This window comes from Thermodesulforhabdaceae bacterium, assembly GCA_037482015.1.
Classification (GTDB): Bacteria; Desulfobacterota; Syntrophobacteria; order Syntrophobacterales; family Thermodesulforhabdaceae; genus JAOACS01.
This window is the reverse complement of sequence record JBBFKT010000006.1, coordinates 53,614-78,801: the sequence shown is the minus strand read 5'-3', so window position 1 is coordinate 78,801 and position 25,188 is coordinate 53,614. Positions and strand designations below refer to the sequence as shown.

Here is a 25,188-nt window from a genome sequence, read left to right as displayed (position 1 = left end):
GACGAGGAGGCGGCCTATGGAAAGAGTTGTCAAGCCCGGCAAAAAAATCGTTCTTACCCAGGGGGACATCACTGAACTTTCCACCGACGCAATTGTCAATGCCGCCAATGAAGATCTCATTCTTGGAGGTGGAGTCGCGGGAGCAATCAAGAAAAAGGGTGGTCCCAGCATCCAGGAAGAATGCAACAAAATCGGCAGGATTAAAGTTGGAGAAGCGGTAGTTACAGGAGCAGGAAATCTTAAAGCAAAGTATGTTATTCATGCGGTTGGACCTAGATACGGAGAAGGAAACGAGGACGAAAAGCTACGAAACGCCACATGGAACAGCTTACTTAGAGCCACAGAAAAGGGTTGCAAGAACGTTGCCTTTCCCGCCATAAGCACAGGCATTTTCGGCTTTCCTAAAGATCGATGCGCCTCTATCATGCTCAAGACCGCTCAGGAATTTCTGAAAAATCAGGAAACGACTCTCGAAGAAGTGGTCTTCTGTCTCTATTCAAAAGAGGATCTGGAAATCTTCGAAAAGACCCTTGAAAGTATACCTTCCTTATAGGGACTTCCTCCTGGACAATACCGAAAAACCACTAAGCAGGGAGGGACAAAAACATGTCAGTTGAAAAAGTTCTACTCGTGATAGATATGTTGAATGATTTCCTCCACCCGAAGGGAAAACTTTACTGCGGAGACAGCGTGCGTAACAAAATTATAAAGCCTTCCGCTGAGTTAATCGCCTGGTTCAGGAACAGAGGTTATCCGGTGATCTACGTTCAGGACGCTCATGACGAAAACGATCCAGAATTCAAACGCTTTCCCCGCCATGCCATAAAAAACACCTGGGGAGGAGAATTCATCGATGAAATAAAACCTCAACCGGGGGATATAATCGTAACCAAACCCCGATTCAGTGCTCTATTTCAAACAAACCTCGACGAAATCCTGGCAAAATATAATCCCAAAGAAATTTGGGTAATTGGTGTTTGCACATCTATCTGTGTCATGGATACAGTGGTAGATCTTAGATACCGTGACTATACTGTGGTGCTACCCCTTCCTTGCCTCGGGGACATTAATCCCCGACAGCATGATTGCGCTCTGGAAAGAATGGACGTAATCTTTGGCGCAAAACTTTTATGGAGCATTCCACAATGATTCACTGGCACAAGTATGAACCAGAACTACTCACTGACCTTTATGAAATCACAATGGCAGCAAGCTATTTCAAGGAGGGGAAGCTAGGGGAAGCTACCTTTAGCCTTTATATTCGGGACTGCCCACCCACTCGAGGATACTTCGTAGCGGCTGGACTTGAAAGTTTTCTGGACATTTTAGAACAGTTCCGGTTTTCTTCGGAAGCTATTGATTATCTTAGATCCATTGGTAAATTTTCTGAAGACTTTTTGAACTACCTTAAAAACTTCCGCTTCTCCGGAACGGTGCGAGCTCTTCCAGAAGGAACTATTTTCTTTCCCTATGAACCAATTATTGAAATAACTGCTCCAATCATAGAAAGCCAGATTCTGGAATCCCTTGTAATGAACATCTTTCACATCGAAACTCTTATAGCTTCAAAAGCTGCTCGCTGTGTTGAGGCAGCTCAGGGACGAGGGCTGGTTGACTTTTCCCTCAGGCGCACTCACGGAGCCGACGCCGCTGTAAAGGTCGCGAGATCAAGCTATCTGGTGGGGTTTCTCGGCACAAGCAACCTTCTGGCGGGAAAGCTCTACGGAATACCCGTGTTCGGCACTATGGCGCATTCATACATTATGAGTTTCGAACACGAACTGGACGCATTTTTTGCCTACGCGAGAACTTTTCCCGAATCTACCGTATTGCTTCTGGATACTTACGACACAATCAAAGCGGCTTACAAGGCTGTAGAAGTGGCTAAGTGGCTCAAGGAAAGAGGCTTTAATCTTAGAGGAGTCCGACTTGACAGTGGCGATCTTGTGGAACTAAGCCATCAAGTAAAAAACATCTTTATAACTCACGGACTTGGCGATGTATCCATTATGGCAAGTGGAAGCCTGGACGAATACCGTCTCAATAAACTTATAAACAGTGGTGCTTACATCGATGTTGTGGGAATCGGAACCAAAATGGGCGTTTCTGCCGATGCTCCCTATCTTGATCTTGCCTATAAGCTTGTAGAATACGAAGGAAAACCGGTTCTGAAGCTTTCGCCTGGCAAGCGATCATGGGTTTCTCCAAAACAGGTCTTTCGATACTACACCAGGGAAGGCATGATGAGTCACGATGTGCTTACGGTAGCATGGGATCAATCTCAAAAGGGGGAACCACTCCTTGTGGAGGTAGTGAAAAACGGACGCATTGTAAAAGAACCGGAGGGGATTAAGGTAGCGCGAGAAAGGCTTCAAGAACAGTATCGTCGCCTTTCCCAAGGGCTTAAAGCTCTGGAGCCACAGGAACACTACAGAGTTGTCATAGGGAAGGCGCTTGTAGAACTGGAAGAGCAAACGGCGGAGGAGAAAAAAATTTACGAGTAGTAGTGCACTCATGCAAAGGGAGGAAAAGAAATGAAAGGAAAGTTGTGGGTTGGGACAATCGTTGTAATGGTGGCGTTTTTGGTTGCCTTGATGGGAGTGACAAAAAGTTCTTTCAGTAGCAGCGGTAATGAACCTTACAAGGTTGGAGCTATATTTTCCGTAACTGGAGTAGCTTCTTTCCTTGGAGAACCAGAAAAGAAGACCGCTGAGATGATCCGCGACAATATCAATGCTCAGGGAGGCATAAAGGGTCATAAGCTGGAACTTATCATATACGACGATGAAAGTGATTCTACAAAAGCCATCCTGGCAGCAAAGCGGCTCATCTCCAAAGATGAAGTTTCAGTTATCATTGGTCCTACAAGAAGCGGAGAAAGTCTGGCGGTTGCCCCCGTTGCGGAAAAAGAGCAGGTGCCGCTTATCTCTTGTGCTTCAAGCTATAAAATAGTTACGCCACCTGAAGAAAGAAAATGGATTTTCAAAGTGGCACCATCCGACAGTCATGTAGCAGAAAAAATCTACGAATTCATGAAGGAAAAAGGCGTTAAAAAGGTAGCGATTCTCACGGACTCAACAAGTTATGGAGCAAGTGGAAGAGAAGAGCTTCTTAAATATGCTCCGAATTACGGCATAGAAATTGTTGCCGATGAACGATACGGACCCAAGGATACTGATCTAACAGCTCAGTTTACCAAAATTAAGGGAGCCAAACCAGATGCCGTTATCAACTGGTCCATCGGTCCCACTCAGATTTTGGCCACTAAAACCTGGCGTCAACTTGGCATGACCAATACGATCTTTTTCCAAAGCCACGGCTTTGGAAATAAGAAAAATCTGGAAATGCTTGGGGAGGATGCAGAGGGGCTTTATGTGCCACTTCCTCCTGTAGTCATAGGACCTATCCTTCCTGACGATCATCCTCAAAAGCAGGTCATTATGGCTTACACAAAAGAATACGAAAGCAAGTTCAACGAGGCAGTGTCGTCTTTCGGTGGACATGCCTGGGATGCACTTATGCTCGCCATTGATGCACTGGCTAATGTAGGACCCGATAGAGCGAAAATAAGAGACTACATTGAAAAAAGGCAAAATTTTATCGGGCAATTAGGAGTTTTTAATTTCTCACAGACAGATCACAACGGCCTTGGGAAGAAGGATCTTATAATAGTTCAGGTTGTTAAGGGCAACTGGGCAATTGCAAAATAAGATCTTGACCCTTTATAATTTTTTGTTGTAATGGTGAAGTTGTGAAAATTTTAGCAGCTTTTTAAACTTAAAAAGGAGCAACGGTTAATGGTGGTGAACTCTAAACAATCCCGTAACGGCTTCTTCTTTTGCTTTTTTCGAAAGGGGGAGCCTGCGACGGGATTGGACAATTTGAGGATGATATAATTAGATAGGGCGAAAAATAGTTCGCTCTTAACACGGAAAAAGAAAAGTCGCAGGTGATCCCCCAGGCAGGTGGATCGCCTGCGGCTTTTTGTTTTTGGTAAAAGCCGTGGGCGTAAAAGCTCACGGCTTTTATTTTTATCAACAACTAAAATGTTCAATTCCAAAAGGAGGATAAGTCATGGAAAAGAGCAAGAAAAGCAAAAGCATTGGAAAACTTAGCTGGTTCATGATGACCACGATTTCTCTGGTTGTTATCTTTGGCATAATTTTGGGCTTTCACAAAGTAAACGCAGGGGATAAGGAACCATACAAAATTGGGGCAATATTTTCGGTTACTGGAGTAGGTTCCTTCCTGGGGGAACCAGAAAAGAAAACGGCTCTCATGATAGTTGAAGAAGTTAACAAAAAGGGAGGTATCAATGGACATCCTGTGGAACTCATAGTCTATGACGATGAAAGCGACACCACAAAAGCCGCTTTGGCTGCTAAAAGGCTCATCAAAAAAGACATGGTTTCGGTCATTGTAGGCCCCACAAGAAGTGGTGAAAGTCTCGCAGTTGTTCCTATTGCAGAAGAAGCAAAAATACCCCTTATTTCTTGCGCAGCCAGTTATAAGATTGTAACACCGGTGAACGAAAGACGCTGGATCTTCAAAACGGCTCAGTCCGATCAACACGCTGTAGAGCAAATGTATGAATACATGCGGAACAAGGGAATACGTAAAGTTGGTATTTTATCAGATTCTACCGGCTTTGGAGCAAGCGGCAGAGAAGAACTTCTAAAATACGCATCAAACTATGGTATAGAAATTGTTGCTGATGAGAGATATGGTCCGAAGGACACCGATTTAACCGCCCAGTTCACGAAAATACGCTCATTAAAGCCAGATGCCATCATAAACTGGTCCATTGGTCCTACTCAAATTCTTGCCGTTCAAACATGGAAAAATCTCGGCATGACTGATATTCCTCTTTTCCAGAGCCATGGTTTTGGAAGTAGAAAGAATCTTGATATTCTCGGAAAAAATGCTGAAGGCGTCCTGTTGCCCATTTCTCCAGTGATTATCGGAAAGCTGCTCCCTGATGATCATCCTCAAAAAAAGGTGACAACGGAATACGCCGCAGCCTATGAAGCTCTCCATAAGGAACCGGTTTCTGCCTTTGGGGGATATGCCTGGGATGCTGTTCAGCTTGCACTATCTGCCTTTAGAGCTGTAGGAAATGATCCTGGAAAGATTCGCGACTATCTGGAAAATCTGAAAGGTTTTGTGGGACAAAGCGGAGTATTTAATTTCTCACCTGAGGATCACAATGGACTTACGAAGAAAGATCTGATAATGGTTGAAGTTCGTAATGGCGACTGGGCATTAGCAAAGTAAGACTCATGTAAATCAAAGGGGACATGTTCCAACATGTCCCCACTTCAGCAGGCAAGATTAAAAAGTATAATAACGGTTAAGGTATTCTTTACGCAAAATATGGAGGACAATAGGTCAACCTATGGAATGGGTTCAGTATGCAGTTTCTGGTATCACTGTGGGCATGATCTATGTGTTAGTTGCTCTAGGATATAACATTATTTACAACGTCACCGAGATTATCAATTTTGCTCAAGGCGAATTTGTTATGCTTGGAGGGCTATGCGCTGTTTTCTTTTACGAAAGCTTGCATTTACCTTTATGGCTAGCCTTCCTTGCGGCTATCGCAATTGTAAGCTGTGTGGGGCTCTGCTTTGAAAAGTTCGCTGTCCGCCATGCCAAAAGCCAGAGTATTCTCACACTGATCATTGTAACCATAGCCTTTTCCATTGTTCTAAAAGGCATCGCTATGTTCATTTGGGGAAAAGACCCTTACAGCCTTCCTCCATTTTCAGGAGGCGCGCCCTGGATTATTGCTGGGGCGGCTCTTCAGCGCCAAAGTCTGTGGATTGTGGGAATTAGTCTTATCATCATTGCAGGGCTTTCCATCTTTTTCCACAAATCTTATTACGGAAAGGCCATGTGCGCCTGCGCTGATAATCCAGTAGCTGCAAGAATGATGGGGATTCCTGTGCGACAAATGATATTGTTATCTTTCACCCTGAGCGCCGCTCTAGGAGCTGCTGGAGGAGTAATCATCACGCCCCTATCCCTTATGGAATACGATCGTGGAGCGCTTCTTGGACTCAAGGGCTTCAGTGTGGCTGTTCTGGGAGGATTAGGAAATTTCTGGGGGGCACTCGTAGCGGGAGTATTTATCGGGATTGCAGAATCCCTCTGCGCCGGTTATCTATCATCGGGCTACAAGGATGCTGTTGCTTTAATAGCTCTTCTTGCAGTTCTTTTTGTAAAACCTGAAGGATTATTTGGGAGAGCGAAATAACCTTAGAAAGGATTGCCAAAAAGCCGTGAACAGAAAGAATTTTCCAGGATTTTTAATTTTCATTCTCCTGATAGCTATTTTCCCCTTGATTGCTCAACAAAGCCCGGTCATTAACCACTACATAGACGTAATGATATTCGGGGGAATCTTTGGAATTGTAGCCATAGGGCTTTCGCTTCTTATGGGATATGCGGGTCAGATTTCTCTTGCTCAAGCAGCTTTTATGGGACTCGGAGCTTATTCTTCGGGAATTCTTACCACTCATTTCAATCTTTCCCCTCCCCTGGCGATTCTTCTTGGAATTGGAATAACATCAGCTATAGCTTTTGCCATTGGCGTGCCGAGCCTTCGGCTTAAAGGGCATTACCTGGCTATGGCGACTTTAGGGTTTGGGGTCATTGTTCACATTGTTTTTAACGAAGAAGTAAACTGGACAGGTGGACCTTCAGGACTTGTTGGGATACCTGGTTTAAGCCTGGGTCCATGGGCATTAAAATCCGCTCTACAATGGTATTACTTTACATGGTTCTGGGTCGCCATCTTTGTATTGTTTGCCCTTAATCTTGTGGATTCAAGAATAGGCAGAGCACTTCGAGCAATCCACGAAGATGACAGAGCTGCAGAAGCCATGGGGGTTCCCACGGCTCGCTACAAACTGCAAATATTTGTTATCAGTGCAGCTATGGCAGCCTTTGCCGGAAGTCTTTACGCCCATTATGTCGAATTCATCAATCCCAGCTCTTTTGATTTGGTGTGGTCTATAAAGTTCATCCTGATGGTAATGGTTGGTGGTATTCAAAGCATATGGGGATCCCTTTTAGGGAGCCTTTTTCTGACATTTCTAAGTAATGAATGGCTTCAGGTCTTTGCAGAGCTTGAAATTCTCATTTACGGTCTAATTCTGCTCGTCATCTCGCTTTTCTTCCCAGACGGGCTTTTTCCGCTGATAGGAGCGCGATTTAACATGGCTTCACTATTCGGACGTGCTCAAGGTGGAAATGAAATAAATTTTCAACGAGAGCACAATTCTTCAAAAGGTGTTAACTTGCAAATAACGATCGGAGAAAAACGGGAACCACAGCCAAACACTTTTATCCTGAAAGTAAAGGAACTGGGAAAAAGCTTTGGGGGCGTCGAAGCTTTACACAATGTTACTCTCTCGGTTCCTTCAGGCATCATACAAGCCATCATCGGTCCAAACGGGGCTGGCAAAACTACACTTCTGAACTGCATAAGTGGTGTCATTAAACCATCCAAAGGACAAATCTCTTTCTATGGAAAGCCTATTGATAATCTTCCATCTCATAAAATTGCCGCTCTAGGCATTTCCAGAACCTTTCAAAATGTTGCTCTTTTTAAGCGTATGACCGTAATAGAAAACGTTGCTATAGGACGACACACCAAAACTAGATCAGGTTTTACCGCCTGCTCACTAAGACTTCCTTTTATGACAAGAGAAGAACGAGTAATTTTTGAGAAAACACGAGATTGGCTTGAATTTGTCGGGCTTGTTGATGAAATATACAAAGAAGCGGGTTCTCTCCCTCTCGGTAAACAAAAACTACTTGAAGTGGCGAGAGCGCTTGCAACAGAACCTCGTCTATTGTTGCTCGACGAACCGGCTGGTGGACTTAACACTGCAGAAACAGAACAATTCGGCGAGCTCATTGAAAAGATCAAGAACTTGGGGATAACAGTGCTCATAATCGAACACGACATGAACCTGGTGATGGAACGTTCAGACCAAGTTGCCGTTCTTCACTATGGAAAGCTCCTCGCCACCGGGACACCGGATGAAATTAAAAAAAATCCCCAGGTTGTGGAAGTTTATCTAGGGAAAGAGGAATAAAGCATGCTCATGGTCAAAAGCGTCCACGCACACTACGGTGCAATTCACGCCTTAAAAGGTGTTTCCTTTCATGTTGCTAAAGGAGAAATAGTGACTCTGGTAGGTGCAAATGGGGCAGGAAAAACAACAGTAGTGCGTGTAATTTGTGGTTTACTTAAACCCACCAAAGGCACGATTATTTTTGATGGGCACTCAGTTAATGATCTCCCAACAGAAAAAATTATTGAATTTGGAATTGGTCTAGTGCCTGAGGGTCGAGAGATTTTTTCAACTCTTTCTGTGGAAACTAACCTGGAAATGGGGGCCTTCCTTAAAAGGAAAAATCGCAGATTCGTAGAGGAAATGAAAGAACTCATGTTTGCTAGGTTTCCTGTATTAGCCAGGAAGAGAAAGCAGCGAGCCGGGACTCTCAGTGGAGGCGAACAACAAATGCTGGCTATTGCAAGAGCTCTTATGAACCAACCTCAGTTTCTAATTCTGGATGAACCATCTCTCGGCCTTGCTCCCCTAATTGTTAAAGAAATCTTTTCGATCATTGAAGAACTAAGATCCGAAGGAAAAACAATTCTTCTGATAGAACAGAACGCCAAAGCGGCATTAAAGATTGCCGATCGGGGTTACGTGTTTGAGACAGGAAAAATAGTGCTTGATGGAACCGGGAGGGAACTTTTAGAGCACAAGGAAGTCCAGCGTGCCTATCTGGGACGGGGCACTTCAAAGATATGGGAGGGTTAGGCTGTGGGATACGATCACAGGATCTGGGATCCAGAAAAAGAATGCATGGATCGAGAAGAACTTCGACAACTTCAGCTAGAAAGGCTTCAAGCGACTTTGAATCGCGTTTATAAAAACGTTGCCTTTTACCGTCGAAGATTCAAAGCTATAGGTTTTATACCCGAAGAGGATCTTACAGATCTAGATGATTTGAAAAAACTTCCATTCACGACCAGTGAAGACATCAGCAACAGTTATCCATACGAAATGTTTGCTGTGCCACTTCGAGAAATTGTGCGTATTCATTCTTCTTCGGGCACAATGACGAACCCGAGAGTCGTTGGTTATACCAGACAGGATCTGAAAACGTGGAGCCGTTTGGTTGCTCGGGTTCTTACAGCCGCTGGAGTCACTCCCGATGATGTTATTCAAATCACCTTTGGCTACGGATTGCTTACGGGCGGGCTAGGAATTCACTACGGAGCTGAACTCATAGGAGCATCAGTTCTCCCCACATCCACCGGCCGAACCGAACGACAAATATACGTAATGCGAGATTTCAGAAGCACGGTTTTAGTATCAACCCCCTCTTACGCCCTGGTCATAGCCGATCGTATGAACCTTCTAGGTATCGATCCCAAAACTCTATCCTTGCGGCATGTGGTGTGCGGTGGTGAACCCTGGACGGAGGAAATGCGTCGAGAAATAGAAGAACGGCTCTTCGTTACAGCCACCGACAACTACGGAGTAAGCGAGGTAATGGGTCCTGGGGTGGCAGGGGAATGTCTTGAAAAAGCCGGCATGCATGTTCAGGAAGATCATTTTATAGTTGAAGTCATCGATCCTGCAACCGGGGAAGTTCTGCCTCCCGGTTCACAGGGTGAGTTAGTTATAACAACTCTAACCAAAGAAGCTTTTCCGGTCGTTAGGTATCGCACCGGTGACTTATGTAGAATTATAGACACACCCTGTGCCTGTGGCAGAACAACTATTAGAATAAGCCGAATTGAGGGTCGAAGTGATGATGTTGTGGTAATCAAGGGTATTAATATTGTCCCTCAAAGGATTGGTGAAGTAATCGAACGTATTAAAGGCTATCGTCCTCCATACCAGCTCGCGGTAGTTAGAGAAGGTCATGAAGATCATCTGGAAATCAGAATAGGGATCACCGAAGAATTTTTCTTCGACAAAATGAAAGATCAAAGAACCTTCGTGGATGAAATGCGCCAAAAAGTGGCAAACTTTATAGGTATTACGCCTCAGATTAAACTTGTGGAATTGCCTTCCCTAAAAAGAGACTCTCAGGGAAACATCATGCTTTTTGTGGACGAAAGAAAGTGAAAAAAGCTTATGACTTCGTAATAGCGTCATGTGATAAACTTTCTGTGGTTGTTCAAGCTTAATACTTAAAATATAAGGAATTTGGGCATTCTTTCTGACTTGCTTAAATCGCTTCAATAAGGAGGTTTTTTAATAGACTTCGTTTAAGCTTGTCAGATAGTATGATCTATGTTATTTGAAGCCTCGTGACATAAGCCAGCAGAACAATCAAAACAAAATTTTTACTGTCAAATTAAGAACTTACGTGAAAGGTGGGTGAAAGGTTAAATGGCAGAAACTGAAATCAAGGAGTCCTTTGAAAAAAAGATAAGAAAGCTAAGAAAGGACTTCCAGAAAAACGTTCAGCCTGTTTTAAGGCGGCATAATTATTACCTGTCCAAAGGCGAGCGAAGAAGAATCAAGCAGAAGAAAGCTATTAAGAGACTCCAGCGCAGAGAACGTCGCCTGATGCGTTCTGCTTAAATTTTTCTGCTGGCTTATGGGAGATAAAAAATGGCCGGGGCTTGGGATCGATCCCAAGCCCCGGCTTTCGTTTTAGCAGATATGTAGCACTTCTATCTTTTCATTACTTCTTAGCAGCGCCGCAGAGTTCTTCAACAGTAAGTGCACCATCTTTGTTGGCGTCTTTTGCTTTGAAAGCATCGTCGGTGTTGTCCTTGCCACCAGCCTTGAACTCATCAAGAGCAAGCTTGCCATCGTTATTCTTGTCAAGAGCCTTGAAGGTGTCGGGGCAAGGTTTTGCCTGTTCAGCGGCAACAGCAGAACCAACACCAAAAACTACTGCCAAAGCCAACGCCATCAAAACAGCTACCAAACGCTTCATAAATCAACCTCCATAATTAGGGTTAATAGTTAAAAGTTGTTGAGCCACAACAACGCCACTTGTATTTACCTATTTTTCAAATCTGTCAAGAAAAAAAATGCAACTTTTCACGACTCATAACCACCTTTAAAATTTGGTTTTCTTTTTTCCAAAAAGGCTTGGACACCTTCTCTAGCATCACTGCTAGCGAAAGTAAGAGCAAAGGCATTAGCTTCGAGCAGACAACCACTCCGAAGATCCGAACCAACGCCTTCATCAATCACTTTTTTGATGGCTCTCAAAGCTACCTGACTTTTCTGGGCAAGAGCTGAAGCCACCTTAAGAGTCTCTTCAATAAGCGTCTCAGCAGGGAAAATTTTCGCTACCAGTCCGATATTCTTTGCTTCTTCAGCCGATATCATCTCACCCGTCATGCAGAGTTCTTTAGCTTTCGCTCTGCCGACAAGTCGAGCTAAGCGCTGAGTTCCACCAAATCCGGGAATGATTCCAAGGTTAACCTCTGGCTGTCCAAATTTTGCCTTATCCGAAGCGTAAATAAAATCGCAACTCATAGCCAGTTCACAACCGCCCCCTAAAGCAAACCCATTAACACATGCAATAACGGGTTTAGGGAGTTGCTCAAGGCGGAAAAACACCATCTGTCCTTTCTCTGCAAACTTATAAGCTTGCAGAGAGTTCATTTTAGGAAATTCAGTAATATCGGCTCCAGCGATAAAAGCTTTATCGCCAGCACCCGTAATAACCAGCACTTTTATTTTGTCGTTCTGTTCTACTTCGTCAAGAGCTCGGTCAATTTCTTCAAGAGTCTGAGGATTTAAAGCATTAAGTGATTTTGGACGGTTTACCGTTAGCACGGCCACCCCGTCGTCTCTAACTTCAAAAAGGATGTTTTCGTAAGCCATTTTTAATTCCCTCCTTGATGCTAAAAAATATGAAACGCTTTTTTAGGAACGCTCAACTGTAAGAGCAGCTCCCTGACCACCACCGATGCAGAGCGTAGCAATTCCCTTTTTAGCTCCACGCCGCTTCATTTCGTAAAGAAGCGTTGTTAAGATTCGCGCCCCGGAAGCCCCAATAGGATGTCCCAGAGCTATTGCTCCACCATTTACGTTGACCTTACCAAGATCCCATCCCATTTCCCGATTTACCGCAATAGCTTGAGCTGCAAAAGCTTCGTTGGCTTCAATAAGATCAAGATCGGCCACCGTCCATCCGGCTTTTGCTAGAGCTTTTTTGCTGGCGGGCACAGGACCAATCCCCATAATACTTGGATCTACTCCTGCCGTTCCCCAGGATTTAATAGTAGCAAGAGGCGTTATGCCAAGAGAAACCGCTTTCTTTTCTGACATCACTATAATAATTGCCGCTCCGTCATTTATACCGGAAGCATTACCTGCCGTTACAGTTCCGCCTTTTTTAAAAGCTGGAGGAAGTTTGCTCAAGGCATCCAAAGTAGTTCCAAAGCGGGGATGTTCATCCGTATCAAAAACAACAGGATCACCTTTCTTTTGAGGAATCAAGACAGGAACAATTTCTTCCTTAAACTTTCCAGCTTTAATAGCGGCTTCCGCTTTTTGCTGGCTTCCTAAAGCAAATTCGTCTTGTTCTTCCCTTGTAATGCCATACTTTTCAGCTAGGTTTTCCGCCGTGATTCCCATGTGGTAGCCGTTAAAGATATCCCAAAGACCATCGAAAATCATTAGGTCAACAAGATTGCCATCCCCCATTCTCTGTCCCCATCTCACCTTGGGAAGAGCATAAGGAGCCTGACTCATATTTTCTATACCGCCAGCGACAACCACATCGGCTTCCCCAAGCATAACACTCTGAGCAGCCAGCATTACGGATTTGAGACCTGAAGCACAGACTTTGTTAATAGTATAGGCAGGCACTTCTATTGGAATTCCAGCATGAACAGCAACCTGTCTCGCAGGATTCTGTCCCTGCCCTGCCTGAAGCACATTACCAAGTATAACTTCATCAACTTCCTTTGGGTCCAAATTAAGGCGAGTCAAAGCTTCTTTAAGAGCAATTACACCAAGTTCCACTGCTGAAATATTGGTAAGAGATCGCCCAAAACTTCCAACTGGAGTTCTAACAGCCATGGCAATAACCGGAGTATTCATACATTCCCCTCCTAAAAATTGTTTTGTATAAATTCAAATCGTACCAGAGCCACAAATATTATGATGCTGTGCCCCCACTAAAACCACAACCAAAAGATCCTTATGAAGATCATGAATGTTCGCGAAAACCTTATCAAACCTTGTTTAGAAATGTCAACCAAAGCCAACTTTCAAAATCAAGAACTACCTCTAACCACTCTCAAAGCTTTTTCATAACAAACGTCAATGGCGTGTTTAACCTGGCATGCAAACACATCATCACTCTCCCCGCCTGGTTCGATAGGATTTCCAAAAACAATACCAATCCGAGAAAAAGGAATCGGGACAATCATTCTATCCCAAGAAGGAACGGAAAAAGAAGGAAAAGAAGCGCTGGCGCAGGGTATAATGACAGATTTGGTAAGACGAGCGAGAAAAGGAATTCCTCTCTGCACTTCGCAAGCGGGGCCGCGACTTCCATCCGCAATCATAATTACACAGGCAGGGAATCCAGCTCTAGTCTTGAAATATTGTAAAACTCCAAAAGCTGCTCTTAAGCCATAGGTCCCTGAAGAACCTCTTATTGTGCTAAAGCCAGACTGTTTCAGTAAGTGATTCACGATCTCCCCATCCCGGCTTGCACTAACCATAACAGCAGATACATCGGGAAAGGGAATATTTAAAAATGCTGGTAGGATCATTTTGTCGTTAGCATCAAATACTTTAATTTTCGATAAAGAGGGCAGTCTGAAAAAGAAAGAAAGCATTCCTACAAGGTCCCTGTGCCAGAAAGCTAATATCCCATGCCTCTTTTCCAAAAACATTTTTGTGGTGGTGTATATACCATCCAGAGAATAGCGGCAGGACAAACTTATAAGTGATAAAAAATAATCTGTTATGAAGTTTAAGAAAGCATATCTACCCCTTGGAATCAATCTTTCTGCCATTATTTAGTCCTCAAGGGCAACGATTGCAGGTCTTGGGGTTCTCAAAAATCTCATACCAGTCCAGCAAACTATTAAAGCGAATAATATTCGCAGGACGCTCTCCTTTAATACCAGAGCCACATTACTTCCAATGGTTGTTCCTAAGATGATCCCTATAATAAGCCCTGGCAAAAGATCAACGGCAACGTTTTTCAGGCGCCAGTGAGTATAGGATCCCATTGCTCCGGCAGGCACCATACAAAGAAGGGATGTTCCTTGAGCTATGTGTTGTCCGTAGTTAAAAAGCAATACAAGAGCAGGAACAGTAATTGTTCCGCCTCCTATTCCCATCATGCCAGCCAGAAAGCCTGTGGCTATCCCAACGACTAACAAACCTGCAATTTTGGGTAAACCAGCTATGGTTGCATGATAATGAGCTAGCAATAAGGGTTTTAATACCAGGACCAGGGAAGCAAAAATAAGAAAAGCTCCAAAGGATCTTTTAAGTTTCCATTCTGGAAGGCTATTAGCAAAGTTAGCTCCTGCAATAGCTGCAAATATAGCAGTTACAGCCAAGGTAATTCCTGCAATAATGTCAACTTCTCCTTTCAAACCGTAAGTTATAGCTCCAGTAAGCCCAGTAAAAACCAGGGCTAGAAGACTTGTTCCATGGGCACGGTGCTGAGAAAGCTTAAGAACAGCAACCATGAGAGGAATCATCACCACTCCTCCGCCAATTCCTACAAGTCCTCCGAATACTCCGGCGAGAAAACCTATCCACAGAGAATGAAATAAGCGCTTCTTAAAGGTGTCCATTTTGAGGCTCTCCTTCTCATTAAAGATTATTCCATTCCTTTTGATGAAGTCTGTTTTTTCTTGAACCTTTTCCTTAAAGTGAGAATAAACTATAACACAATCATTCTTTTGAAGCAGGGAATTTTATTGACTTTTTAACCATCAAACTATATGAGCATTTATGAATACGTCAAGAAAGGAAAAGCTCAAATGAAACAGTTTATAAAAGTCATGAAGGCTTTGTCTGAACCTAACAGAGTTAAAATTTTAAAAGCCCTTTTGAAAAGGGAAATGTGTGTTTGTGAAATACAGGCTCTAATCGGACTTGCCCAACCAACTGTATCAAAACACCTGAAAGTGCTAGAAGAAGCTGATCTCATTACTTACTCAAAGGAGAACCTGTGGGTCAATTACCGCGTCTATAAAGAAACTCCCAATCCTTACGCTAAGATATTGATTCAATTTCTGGAAGAGTGGCTTGAAGATGATCCAGCGATTAAAGAAGTTATATTCCGAATCGACACAGTCGATCGTTATCAAATTTGTTCCCCGGCTTTTAAAAAACAAGTCAAAAAGGAGGAAACATCATGGATGTGAAAATCTTAGGACCTGGTTGCCCCAGATGCAAACAAACTGCATCCATTGTAATGGATGCTTTAGCAGAATGCGGAATTGCAGCAAATGTAGAGAAAGTGACCGACCCCAATCAGATAGCCTCATACGGGGTATTTGGCACTCCAGCCGTCGTCATAGATGGAGAAGTGAAGTCTGTTGGTAAAGTGCCAACCAAAGAAGAAGTTAAAAAATGGCTTAAAAAATAAGCGTATTAAGAACATTGCCTTCGCTCGGGTATGGGTGACCCAATAGTCGCCCTACCTAAATAGTGAAAAGGAGGTGTAGATAAATGTCAGTAGAAAAATGTAGCTGTGAAGCTCCACAAGACAACATAATGATTCTTGCCTGTTCCGGTGGATCAAATGTTGGGCAACTTTCAAATCAGGCTGCAGTAGAACTCACGGTCGAAGGCTTTGGAAAAATGTATTGTCTAGCTGGAATTGGAGGTCGTCTCGGTGGATTCGTTCAATCTGCAAAGGACGCTCCGGCTATGATTGTAATTGACGGTTGCGAGATAGGTTGTGCAAAAGCAACACTCCAAAGTGCTGGAGTGCCTTTAGGTGCCTACCTGGTCATTACAACCGATCTCGGAATTCAGAAAAACAAAAACTTCAATCTCTCAAGAGACGATATTGAGAAAGTTAAAAACGCGGTTAAGTCTTTGCCCATAAAAAGATCAAAATCTGATTAAAAGCGTAACGATTTTCTGTATTAGAGAATATCAGGAAACGATATCGCGTCGTTCCCACAATGACTACTAACTCTATGCCGTAGTAGGAGTTGGTTTTGGCGCGCAAATCTTAGAAAGACATTCAAGAACTTCGGGTGGCAGATCACAGGCTCTCCAAGTTCTATCTATTGCAACGATGGTAGCTTCACCCTGGGCAACAAGGAGTTCTTTTGCTTTCTCGTAAAAACGAAAATCAAAAGTAACAGATTTGCTTTTGAAGCTTTTAACAGACACATCAAGCCATAGTTCGTCACCATACTTTACAGGCTTAAGGAATCGGCAGGAAGCATCCACCACCGGAAGACCAAAACCTCTTTCAACATTTCGAAAATACTGATGCGGTGGAAAACCATAATGATTAAAAAAAGCTTCAATGCCATGATGACAATACCTGAAATAAGAAGCAAAATAGACCACTCCGTAAGGATCTGTATCCCCAAAGTGAATCGTCACTGGGATCCTTACGGTAAATCTTGCTTCTTCTTTACATTCAACTGAATTTTTATGACTTCCCATAGTTTCCCCCAAAGACGATCCTGATAAAAAATTATTTATAAATTGCAATCTATTACCATCCACCTTTATCACCGAACTCCAGCTATAGTGATACTGACTAGATCATTCCTATTTTCTTTTTGCTATCATAATTTTTTTCAACAAATTCTATCATAAGCCTGCTTGTATGTTCTGCAACGTCCGCAAGAGCATCAACCGGCATAAAAGGATCTTGAGCAGCAAAAAGGCATTTGGCTTCAGCGGGAAACTCTTCGTCCGGGAGATAAAAAATGTAAAGCAGTGGTATCTTCGGAAAAGGGAAAACAACAAAGGCAAAGTCACCAGGAGTGTCGCTGGTAAAATATCCCCCAAGCCAATCACAAATTTCTCGGCGTAAAGAAAAAACCTTCTCTACGAAAGGAATAAGGGGTTCCTCGGCGTTGGATCTGAAAGCTCCCCAGTAGGGCATACTGTTGGGCAAATCTCTAAAAGCCTGCCATGAAGTTACCGTAGCTATTTCATTCTGAGGAGCATAAAGAGCGTAAATGCTTACGAGAACTCCTTTAGGCCCTTCTTCACTATAGCCGTCAATAAAAACCCCATCCTTTTTTATAAAACAGTTTGCCCCAAAGGCTTTGAATTCTAGTTTATCGTCTTCTAAATGGGCTGGAATAGAAATTCTAAGCAGATCAATACCTCTTGCAAAGGCCCTATCGAGATAAGATTGAATGATCGATTTGTAATTCTCGCCACTCATAACATGCTCTCTCCTTATCCATTGCAACAGTTTTACAAACGTGGTTAAATAAACCGTAATGAATTTTTTACAAATCGAAAAGCAAAAAGAAAGGAGACAAAAGTGACTGTTAAAAGACCACCGTCAGCTCGAGAACTTGCTCAAATCACACCTCTTTCTATGAAAAACCCTTACATTATGAATTTTTGTAGAGTCCTTGTGGAGAAAAAGGGAGAAAAGCATTCACCTGAATCCCTAAAAAAGCTTCTTAACGACATGTATAGACTTTTTGAAAACCTTCTAGGTCAAAATATGGTGAAAGCTCTTCCGGAAGACAAACGAGAAGAATATCTTCGCCTGTGCGAAGATTTAAATCAGCTTTCCTATGAGAAAATTGCTGAAATTTTCGATCAATACGTTCCAAACTATCAGGAAGTCATGAAAGAAACGATGAAACAGTTTGCGGATCTTTTCATGCGGAATCGAAACTTCGACCCACAAGAATTTGAACAGCGCATAAAGGAACTCAAAGAAGAAGATGAAGGGAGTGAATAAATATGGAACAAGGTAAGGAGAAGAAAGACCTATCCATTTGCCCTCATTGTGGATCTAAAATGAAAAAATGGCGAGTGCCGTTTTTTTCCACCTGGACATCTGAATTTTTCTACGTTTGTTTTAACGATGATTGCCCCTATTACCAACGAGGATGGAAACACATGTTCACAACTTACAAAAACCCTTGCTCCTATCGTTATCGCTATGATCCGGAAACGGGACAATCGGGTCCTATCCCCGTGTGGTCTCCAGAAGACCTCAAAGATGGCATTATGGAGTAGAAGCAATTTTGTCTGTGAGGAAAGTCGATAGGTGGTCTCTGAATTCAGCAAACGCCTGAGAATTTTCAACGTTCTTGAAGGACTTACTGATGGGCTTTCGCGATTTTGCGGAAGACCAACTAGAGTTGCTCTTCTTTATGCTGAAAAATATGATGATCCGCTGGTTCTTTACGATCCTTATCGGCTTCTAGATGGTCACGAACGGCCTCTAAAAGAACTTTACGTTGATTCAAGTGCCTGGCTTAGTTGCCCTCTAAGATTGGATAGCATGACACTTTTTGGGGAAATCGTTCCTGAAAAGGATCTAGGGCTGAGCGGTATCATCTCCTACGGAGGGAGAACAGGGAATATATTCTATCAAATGTGGTTTGCTGAACATCATCCCGACATAGCTTCAATAGGCCCTATAGAACGATGGCTTGAAAACGCTGTATGTTTGCTTTCCCATGAATTTGCCATAGAAGACGCCTTTTATACAGCTACTTCCCGGCTCGTGCTTAAAGAATACGCTTCCTACGCGGTGCGAGATTACATCATGGATGAACTAAACCTGCTCATAGGCTGGGATATGCCTTACATGGTTTCGAGCACCCTGGAGGCTATTCTAGACATATCTAAAACACCCGAAGAAGGAATGCTACCTGAAGGGATGTTAGCTATTGTTGAACCATCTAAACTGAGCACGATAGACTTTTTGATAAAATTTCCACATTACGAAAGACCTCTTCTTACCCACACAAAACACGTCCGTAAATTACTAACCGCTGTTCACAATTCTAAAACGGCGCTAATCTCTGATGGAAAACACATTGTGGGGATAGCTTCCGAAAACATTTCTTCACCGGCTATCATAGCGGATTTTCACAAAACTTACGGATTCTTATACATTAACCAAAATATCGTGTGTAGCTTTGCTGATGGAAAGTTTCTCGCCACAAATCGCAAAGTATCCCTGGTGGAGTTTGAAGAAATTCTCGTAGAATCAGATTTAGATAGCGACACTAGAGACGACCTGCTGTCAATCGTTCTGCACATTGTTCAGGAAGCCACGGAAAAGCAACATGGAGCATGCATAGTTGTGGATCTTGGACATACACCGCTAAAGCTTTCCGGTCAGCATCTAGCCGAGCCACTTTCTTTAAAAATTCGGAAAAACCTAGAACTTACCTGCAGGCTTTCAATGCTTGACGGAGCAATTCACATTGGTAGAGACCTTCATCTCTATGCCTTTTCATGCTTGCTTGATGGACTGGCAGTCACAAATGAAGATAGATCCAGAGGCGCTCGGTTTAACTCTGCCTTAAGGTTTACAAGTCAGCATCCTGAAGTGGTGGTAATAACTGTCTCCTGTGATAGACCCGTTTCTGTATTCCAAAATGGCTTTGACCTTACAACTCGCCTACCCTATGAGATAACCTTCAGCACACTGTATAAGGCTCCTACTCTTCATGAGTGGCTCGGCTTAAAGTGATATGATTAGATTAAAAGACTGGATACTGGAAATCTGGATGTATCTTTCGGGATCATAATCACTAAATGATCTCTGGCTCGAGTTAAAGCCACATAGAGCAGGTTAAAAGACTCTGTGAGTTCTCTTCGTTTCTCCTTCAAAATAGCACTCTTGACTTCCTGTGGATAGGGTTTAGAAACCCTCACAAGTTTTCCATCCTCCAGCACGACTATTTCTTGCCTATTCGATCGCCAGTCCAAAAAAGGCACTATAACAACGGGAAACTCCAAGCCTTTCGCTCCGTGGATGGTCATGATACTCACAGCACCTTTATTGTTGCCTTCTGTAGAATCATCTTCGCCGGAAACTAAAAGCTGAGCACCAATCCTTTCCGGAACGCCCAATCGCTCTTCCACTCCTTCTTGCTCCCATAATGATACAAACTCTGAAAGGCTAACGAATCTTCCCAGTCTTTCTTCCATGCTGTTTATCAACTCTAGAAATCTCAACACAAAAGACCTTTCTTCGGGAAATCGTCGCATTACATCGAAGCGGTGTATTATCAATCTGGTAATATCATAGGCTGTTTCATAGCCAGCTCTTTCAAAAAAAGGTTTTAGAACGGCTTTGTAAAAATCATCCCGGAATTTCCGAATATATCCAAAAAGCGAAAGATTTTTCTCTCTTGCTTCCAAGATCCAGCTTTCATCAAAACTTTCGATGCCTTTCAATTCTTTAACAAGTTCACTTTGAAGAAATCCTACAAGCGAACACTCATCTTTTGAGTCTCGCACGAACCTTAAAAAATTAACAATAGCTTTGACAGTAGGAGCATTTTCAATTCTTAACGAATGTTCTGTTACTGCCGGAATACCAGCTTCCCAAAGCCATGAAAAAACCAGTCTATTCTGCTCGTTTGTCCTAACAAGCACGGTAATATCTGAAAAAGGCACCCCTATTCTGTCAAAATACAGAATTTTTTCTATTAAATTAGCTTCAATCTTAGCGTTTCTATCTTCGATTTTAGAACCTTCTATGCATATTTTCTCTACAGAGCCACCCAATCTGGCACCAGGTGGAAGCTCTTGAACTACATTTTTAAAATTATCCCGGATATTCTCAAAGCATTCTTCTACGAAATCATCTGAAGCCATGTCGCCTAGATATTTTTTAATGATTTCCTTTAACTTATCATCGAGTCTATTGGAAGAAAACAACTGATTATTATAATTGACAACTTCCTTGGCGGATCGCCAGTTCATGCTGAGTTGCTCTACCTTTAGATGAGCACTACGAGAAACTTCCGTCACTTTATCAAAAAGGCCTGGATCTGCCTGACGCCACATGTAAATGGACTGCTTGGGATCACCTACGCAGAGAAAACTTCCACCTTCGGAAAGAGCATTTTCGATAAGCGGAAAAAGAACCTTCCATTGAGTTCGACTCGTGTCCTGGAATTCATCAATAAGAAAATGTTTGAGCTTTTCTCCCAAGGAAAAATAGACTAACGGCACATTTTCGTTAAGATGCTCAAGAACCATTCTATTCCATTGTTCATAAAGAATAACGCCATCGTTTTTGCATATAAATTCCATTTCTTTTGTAAGTTCGGAAAGAAGATTAGAATAAGGAGCTACCCTAGCCATACCGTAAGTTAGCCAGCATTCTTGAAGAGACTCTTTTAGAAGAGTATAAAGTTCTTCAATATTGTTTAGGTTCAATGATTTTTGAGAAGATTTTGTAATAAGTTTGGACACGCTACTTTTTTCAAAATATTCAGAATAGATTTGTCCACAATCATCTTTTGTGAGTCTTTCCAAAGCGCTCCTAGCACGCTTATGGAGTGTTATTTTTTTCTTGTCACAATCATCCAAAATTTCTTTAGCCAGTTTGGAGACCTGCTTTTTTATATCATCCAGACAGTCTTTAGTTATAGACGCATTGGAATGCGTGCCCTTAAGTTTTTCATTCTTTGAAAAAATGTCGAAAATGTTCTTGATTCTTTTCTTAAAATGTCTTTCAGGATTGAAACTCGAAGCCTGCTCTAATTCAAGAAAACACCTTAGAGCTTCTACAAACATGTTTTTTAGAGATTCATCATCTCCTGTCTTGAGAAGTAGCCGCCCAAAGGCTTTATCCAGTATTCGATTAACATTAAATTCGGGTTCTATATCAGGTCTAATGCGCATTTCCCACGCCATTGCTCGCAAAAGATAAAAAACAAAACTATCGATCGTTTGAACTCGGAAATCATCATAATTTAGAATTATTATATCAAGCCATCGTGCAGCATCCTCTTTCGAAATCCCTGTGGTTTTGCTCAAATTATTGTTTGTTCCAATAGCGATTTCTTTAAGAGCTTTTATGATTCGATGCTTCATTTCAGCGGCGGCTTTGTTCGTAAAAGTTATAGCCAGAATTGAGCGAATAACGGAAACATCTACATTCTTTTGATTTAAATGCCGTAGATAATTCAACGTAAGCTGGTAGGTCTTCCCGGAACCTGCCGAAGCCCTGATAATCTTTACAAAGGGAAATTCCTCGGACATGGTTTCTCCTTATTTTGGATTTCTAAAAACGAAGAAGATCCTTCAAATGCTTTATATCATCTTCTCTAAAATTTTGAGGCCCGTAAAGGCACCGTTCGTATAGATCGATGAAAGCATATCCGCGATCTCTTTCTACTCGATTAAGATCATCTGCTATTCGAGAAAACCATTCCCTAAGGGTTTCATTGGGCTGGCGAGCAGCATATTTTCGGCTAAAATGACGTTCAAAATCTCTTAACAGTAGCTCATGATTTCTCCGATAAACCCGTGATCTCAATTTTAATAATGCAACAGCAAGAAAAATACCAACAATTACTATTATGCCAATCTTTACCTGATTTTTAATTATCATTTCCTTAAGAACTTTCAATTCTTTAGCTAAATTTAGATTTTTAATAGAAGACAGGGTTTTTCGAAAATGAAAAACTCTTTCTCCCATCTTCTTTGCAATTCTTTCCTGCTCTTTCATATCATACTGGATAACCAATCTGTTCCAGGAATATTGAACAAAATCTAAAGCAAGCCTTATTCTAAACCACAGGCTCAAGCGAATCCTGCGATCTAAATCAGGAGGAAGAGGAGTAGGCTCCAGCCTAATCCATCTGCCTCTTATAATACCCTGGTAATCGTTAGAACTTTGGAAGAAAGCTTCCACCCAAACATGAGCGTTTTTCTGAAGCACAAGATAATAAGACCCCAAGGGATGGTAATAGCCTCCGTAGTAACCTCCAACAAGTCTCGCGGGGATGCCAACCATTCTCAACATAACAGCTAGGGCTGAAGCAAAATATTCGCAATTTCCCTTTCTAGTCTTTAGAAGAAAGTCCTCCAGCGCTGTGCTAGACAGAGGAAGTCCCGATGCTGCATACTGAAAAGGTGGAGTTTTCAGCCAATTTATAAATTTCCAGGCAATTTCTATCTTATCCTCCGAAGATCCAACAATTTCCTGCACAATACGGCGGATTGATTCTTCGCTTTCCCATCCCTCAGGAATAGATATATAGTGTTTCCACTCTTTTTCGGTAAGCTCCGCTTCATAAAGTTTTAACTCTGAAATGCACTCATATTTTACCCGTCTATCCACAGGACGATCTACTATAAACACCCGTTCTCCCTGGATAGAAGTAATTCGCCCCTTTGCAAGCCCCTTTACCGAAACTGGAATGTCTAGACAAAATAAAAATTTATGTCCTGAAGATTCCATAATAATAGTTTGATGAACTGTATGTTCATAAGGGATAACTTCGGTGGACTTTCCAGCGAATGAGGGCAAAAGATCCTTTACCTTTCCTTCTAAAGTTTGAACGGTTGACGATTTCCACGAACTTCCGTCAAAGCTATCGTAAACAAGCCCACGCCAGTATCTTGGAATATTAGCCGGAAGATCCTGAACTATCGCTCTAAAAGCTACTGTCTCATCTTCTTGAATCCTCTCAACACTTCCTAACTCAACAACATTCGAAAAACCAGAATAGCTTATCTGTTCTCGATTAAGAAAGGCGATAAAAGGTGTTTCAGTTCTCGGAAGTATGAAGAAAAGAATAAAAGATAAAGGGAAAGATACCAGGAGAAAGACAATAGAAAAACCAAAAAGCCATGAAAGGGGAAGGTTATACTGGGCGTCGGAAAGTTGATTTTGCTTTTCCAATTCAGCAAATCCGGTAAGAATAACAAGAGCGGATGTGGCGATAACCATGGTTGCCATTATGGTCAAAAGATAAGCCATGCTAAAGGTAAAAAAAGCATGGCTTACAAGAGCAAAAAGGCATAGAGCAAGTATCTGCAAATAGTCTCGAACTTTTTGACGCTCTATCCACTTTATTGCCGTAAGACAAATAAAACACTCCAAAAGAACATTTACAGCATTATCCCAATTTAAGCGAAGAGCCGTGGCAATAATAACAGAAAGGGCCAGAATATTTAAAAGCCAGCGGGGCAAACCCAATCTCCAGGTGTTATTCCGAATTGAAAGCAATAGATCCAGACAGATAACGCCAGTCCCCGTGACAAACCAGGGCATGGAGATTTCAGACAGGTTAATGCCGAAGCAAAGAACAATTAAAACTAGAATAACACTATCAAGCAGAAACTTCATCGATAGCATACAAAGCAAGAACCCCCAGGATTTTCCTCAAATGGGCCATACCTATATTTGGTGGTATAAGAACATTTAACCCTTTTAGTCCCACAAGATAACCTCTATTAATGAGTTGGATAGTCAAATAAGCTGCGCAGGAGAGAGCATATTCGAATTTTTCCCTGGAAACATCGCTCAAATCAATCATAAACATTTTTGGCTGGTCAGGTGCTCTTTCATTTACCTTAAGAATGCCTGTTTTAGCGGTCGCCTTCCAATTTATTAGCTTCCGTGGATCCCCGTTTTGATAATCTCTTATGGAAATAATTTCTTCCTCAATCCAGCCAAACAGGGAGTTGCGAGTTTCACTACTATGTTCTTCTTTAAGATTTTCAACCCCAGAAATAGTCATATCACTGCATTCAATAAGCGCCGGATAAACCACAATTTCTTCAATAGATTCCACGAGAACAGAGCGACTGAAGAAACTGAAAGGGAAATGGGACATAAGGCAAACCGGTATTTTCTGATATAACCCACGACGAGTAAAAGAAAGCTGCAAAAAGGTGCAACGACTTTCCCCAGGTCTAATAAACATAATAGTGGATGTAGTTCCCATTACATCAACTTTTATGAAAAAAGCTGGCACCCATCGCCTTCTGTTGGTTACTTCTACAATGGCGATAAAAGGCTTTTCGGCAAATATTTCTGATGGAAAAACAAGTTTTACCGTCAGATCTTGCAGGTTATGCCTGGAAGACACTCCCGACACTAACATTGAGGCAAGCATAAAAGAGACAACCAGATACACCAGGTTATTGGAAGTATTGATACCAGCTAAAGCAATGAGAATTGTGGAAATGATGTAGAGGAAACCAGCTTTTTCTATTT

Annotated in this window: 26 protein-coding genes; 16 read left to right on the top strand and 10 right to left on the bottom strand. The window is 42.3% G+C overall.

Annotation, left to right across the window (positions count from 1 at the left end):
• Positions 1–16: 16 nt before the first annotated feature.
• The 10 genes from WHS38_08415 (at position 17) to rpsU (ending at position 10,622) form a co-directional block, all read left to right on the top strand.
• On the top strand, positions 17–553 hold the full coding sequence (locus WHS38_08415) for a macro domain-containing protein (protein ID MEJ5300998.1): 537 nt from the start codon (positions 17–19) through the stop codon (positions 551–553).
• Between the two features lie 53 nt (positions 554–606).
• Positions 607–1,149 carry an isochorismatase family cysteine hydrolase gene (locus tag WHS38_08410; protein ID MEJ5300997.1) on the top strand — a complete coding sequence of 181 codons (543 nt, stop codon included), beginning with the start codon at positions 607–609 and terminating at the stop codon, positions 1,147–1,149.
• On the top strand, positions 1,146–2,504 hold the full coding sequence (locus tag WHS38_08405; protein ID MEJ5300996.1) for a nicotinate phosphoribosyltransferase: 1,359 nt from the start codon (positions 1,146–1,148) through the stop codon (positions 2,502–2,504). The genes WHS38_08410 and WHS38_08405 overlap by 4 nt, the downstream gene beginning before the upstream one ends.
• 30 nt (positions 2,505–2,534) lie before the next feature.
• Positions 2,535–3,710 (top strand): ABC transporter substrate-binding protein, encoded by a 1,176-nt coding sequence (locus WHS38_08400; protein MEJ5300995.1) that lies wholly within the window; start codon positions 2,535–2,537, stop codon positions 3,708–3,710.
• Positions 3,711–4,074: 364 nt separating this feature from the next.
• On the top strand, positions 4,075–5,274 hold the full coding sequence (locus WHS38_08395; GenBank protein ID MEJ5300994.1) for an ABC transporter substrate-binding protein: 1,200 nt from the start codon (positions 4,075–4,077) through the stop codon (positions 5,272–5,274).
• 121 nt (positions 5,275–5,395) lie between these two features.
• Positions 5,396–6,256, top strand: a complete 861-nt coding sequence (locus WHS38_08390; protein MEJ5300993.1) for a branched-chain amino acid ABC transporter permease — start codon at positions 5,396–5,398, stop codon at positions 6,254–6,256.
• Between the two features lie 25 nt (positions 6,257–6,281).
• The gene (locus tag WHS38_08385; protein ID MEJ5300992.1) at positions 6,282–8,105 is read left to right on the top strand and encodes a branched-chain amino acid ABC transporter ATP-binding protein/permease; all 1,824 of its coding nucleotides are present in this window, start codon (positions 6,282–6,284) and stop codon (positions 8,103–8,105) included.
• A 3-nt stretch (positions 8,106–8,108) separates the two neighbouring features.
• A complete protein-coding gene (locus tag WHS38_08380) occupies positions 8,109–8,840 on the top strand; it encodes an ABC transporter ATP-binding protein (protein ID MEJ5300991.1) in 732 nt (243 codons plus the stop codon).
• A 3-nt stretch (positions 8,841–8,843) separates the two neighbouring features.
• Positions 8,844–10,160 (top strand): phenylacetate--CoA ligase, encoded by a 1,317-nt coding sequence (locus WHS38_08375; GenBank protein ID MEJ5300990.1) that lies wholly within the window; start codon positions 8,844–8,846, stop codon positions 10,158–10,160.
• Positions 10,161–10,427: 267 nt separating this feature from the next.
• Positions 10,428–10,622 (top strand): 30S ribosomal protein S21, encoded by a 195-nt coding sequence (gene rpsU / locus WHS38_08370; GenBank protein ID MEJ5300989.1) that lies wholly within the window; start codon positions 10,428–10,430, stop codon positions 10,620–10,622.
• 103 nt (positions 10,623–10,725) lie between these two features.
• Here rpsU and WHS38_08365 read toward each other — a convergent pair whose 3' ends face one another.
• The 5 genes from WHS38_08365 to WHS38_08345 form a co-directional block, all read right to left on the bottom strand.
• On the bottom strand, positions 10,726–10,983 hold the full coding sequence (locus tag WHS38_08365; GenBank protein MEJ5300988.1) for an EF-hand domain-containing protein: 258 nt from the start codon (positions 10,981–10,983) through the stop codon (positions 10,726–10,728).
• Between the two features lie 107 nt (positions 10,984–11,090).
• Entirely contained in the window at positions 11,091–11,885 is a 795-nt protein-coding gene (locus WHS38_08360; GenBank protein ID MEJ5300987.1) for an enoyl-CoA hydratase-related protein, read from the bottom strand.
• 42 nt (positions 11,886–11,927) lie between these two features.
• Positions 11,928–13,109 (bottom strand): acetyl-CoA C-acetyltransferase, encoded by a 1,182-nt coding sequence (locus WHS38_08355; GenBank protein ID MEJ5300986.1) that lies wholly within the window; start codon positions 13,107–13,109, stop codon positions 11,928–11,930.
• A 176-nt stretch (positions 13,110–13,285) separates the two neighbouring features.
• Positions 13,286–14,035 (bottom strand): DUF374 domain-containing protein, encoded by a 750-nt coding sequence (locus WHS38_08350; GenBank protein ID MEJ5300985.1) that lies wholly within the window; start codon positions 14,033–14,035, stop codon positions 13,286–13,288.
• Positions 14,036–14,038: 3 nt separating this feature from the next.
• Positions 14,039–14,830 carry a sulfite exporter TauE/SafE family protein gene (locus WHS38_08345; GenBank protein ID MEJ5300984.1) on the bottom strand — a complete coding sequence of 264 codons (792 nt, stop codon included), beginning with the start codon at positions 14,828–14,830 and terminating at the stop codon, positions 14,039–14,041.
• Positions 14,831–15,019: 189 nt separating this feature from the next.
• On the opposite strand from WHS38_08345, the gene WHS38_08340 reads away from it, so the two are divergent.
• The 3 genes from WHS38_08340 to WHS38_08330 all read left to right on the top strand — a co-directional run bounded on the left by WHS38_08340 (position 15,020) and on the right by WHS38_08330 (position 16,115).
• Positions 15,020–15,406 (top strand): metalloregulator ArsR/SmtB family transcription factor, encoded by a 387-nt coding sequence (locus tag WHS38_08340; GenBank protein MEJ5300983.1) that lies wholly within the window; start codon positions 15,020–15,022, stop codon positions 15,404–15,406.
• Positions 15,397–15,630, top strand: coding sequence for a thioredoxin family protein (locus WHS38_08335; protein MEJ5300982.1), 234 nt, complete (start codon positions 15,397–15,399; stop codon positions 15,628–15,630). The genes WHS38_08340 and WHS38_08335 overlap by 10 nt, the downstream gene beginning before the upstream one ends.
• A gap of 83 nt (positions 15,631–15,713) precedes the next feature.
• Complete coding sequence (locus WHS38_08330; protein MEJ5300981.1) at positions 15,714–16,115, top strand: putative zinc-binding protein; 402 nt, start codon at positions 15,714–15,716, stop codon at positions 16,113–16,115.
• 72 nt (positions 16,116–16,187) lie between these two features.
• Here WHS38_08330 and WHS38_08325 read toward each other — a convergent pair whose 3' ends face one another.
• The gene (locus tag WHS38_08325; GenBank protein MEJ5300980.1) at positions 16,188–16,670 is read right to left on the bottom strand and encodes a thioesterase family protein; all 483 of its coding nucleotides are present in this window, start codon (positions 16,668–16,670) and stop codon (positions 16,188–16,190) included.
• Positions 16,671–16,767: 97 nt separating this feature from the next.
• Entirely contained in the window at positions 16,768–17,406 is a 639-nt protein-coding gene (locus WHS38_08320) for a DUF3786 domain-containing protein (protein ID MEJ5300979.1), read from the bottom strand.
• Between the two features lie 102 nt (positions 17,407–17,508).
• Here WHS38_08320 and WHS38_08315 point away from each other — a divergent pair, with 102 nt between their 5' ends.
• From WHS38_08315 to WHS38_08305, 3 genes are read left to right on the top strand one after another with little or no spacing between them, the layout of a single operon-like run.
• Positions 17,509–17,940 (top strand): DUF5663 domain-containing protein, encoded by a 432-nt coding sequence (locus WHS38_08315; GenBank protein MEJ5300978.1) that lies wholly within the window; start codon positions 17,509–17,511, stop codon positions 17,938–17,940.
• Positions 17,941–17,942: 2 nt separating this feature from the next.
• Complete coding sequence (locus WHS38_08310) at positions 17,943–18,221, top strand: ogr/Delta-like zinc finger family protein (GenBank protein MEJ5300977.1); 279 nt, start codon at positions 17,943–17,945, stop codon at positions 18,219–18,221.
• A gap of 31 nt (positions 18,222–18,252) precedes the next feature.
• A complete protein-coding gene (locus WHS38_08305; GenBank protein MEJ5300976.1) occupies positions 18,253–19,692 on the top strand; it encodes a DNA integrity scanning protein DisA nucleotide-binding domain protein in 1,440 nt (479 codons plus the stop codon).
• A 5-nt stretch (positions 19,693–19,697) separates the two neighbouring features.
• Here WHS38_08305 and WHS38_08300 read toward each other — a convergent pair whose 3' ends face one another.
• Genes WHS38_08300 through WHS38_08290 form a run of 3 tightly spaced genes read right to left on the bottom strand, consistent with a single transcriptional unit; the run spans position 19,698 to position 25,087 of the window.
• The gene (locus tag WHS38_08300; protein ID MEJ5300975.1) at positions 19,698–22,220 is read right to left on the bottom strand and encodes a UvrD-helicase domain-containing protein; all 2,523 of its coding nucleotides are present in this window, start codon (positions 22,218–22,220) and stop codon (positions 19,698–19,700) included.
• Positions 22,221–22,242: 22 nt separating this feature from the next.
• Entirely contained in the window at positions 22,243–24,324 is a 2,082-nt protein-coding gene (locus WHS38_08295; protein MEJ5300974.1) for a DUF3488 and transglutaminase-like domain-containing protein, read from the bottom strand.
• Complete coding sequence (locus tag WHS38_08290) at positions 24,299–25,087, bottom strand: DUF58 domain-containing protein (GenBank protein ID MEJ5300973.1); 789 nt, start codon at positions 25,085–25,087, stop codon at positions 24,299–24,301. The genes WHS38_08295 and WHS38_08290 overlap by 26 nt, the downstream gene beginning before the upstream one ends.
• Positions 25,088–25,188: the final 101 nt, after the last annotated feature.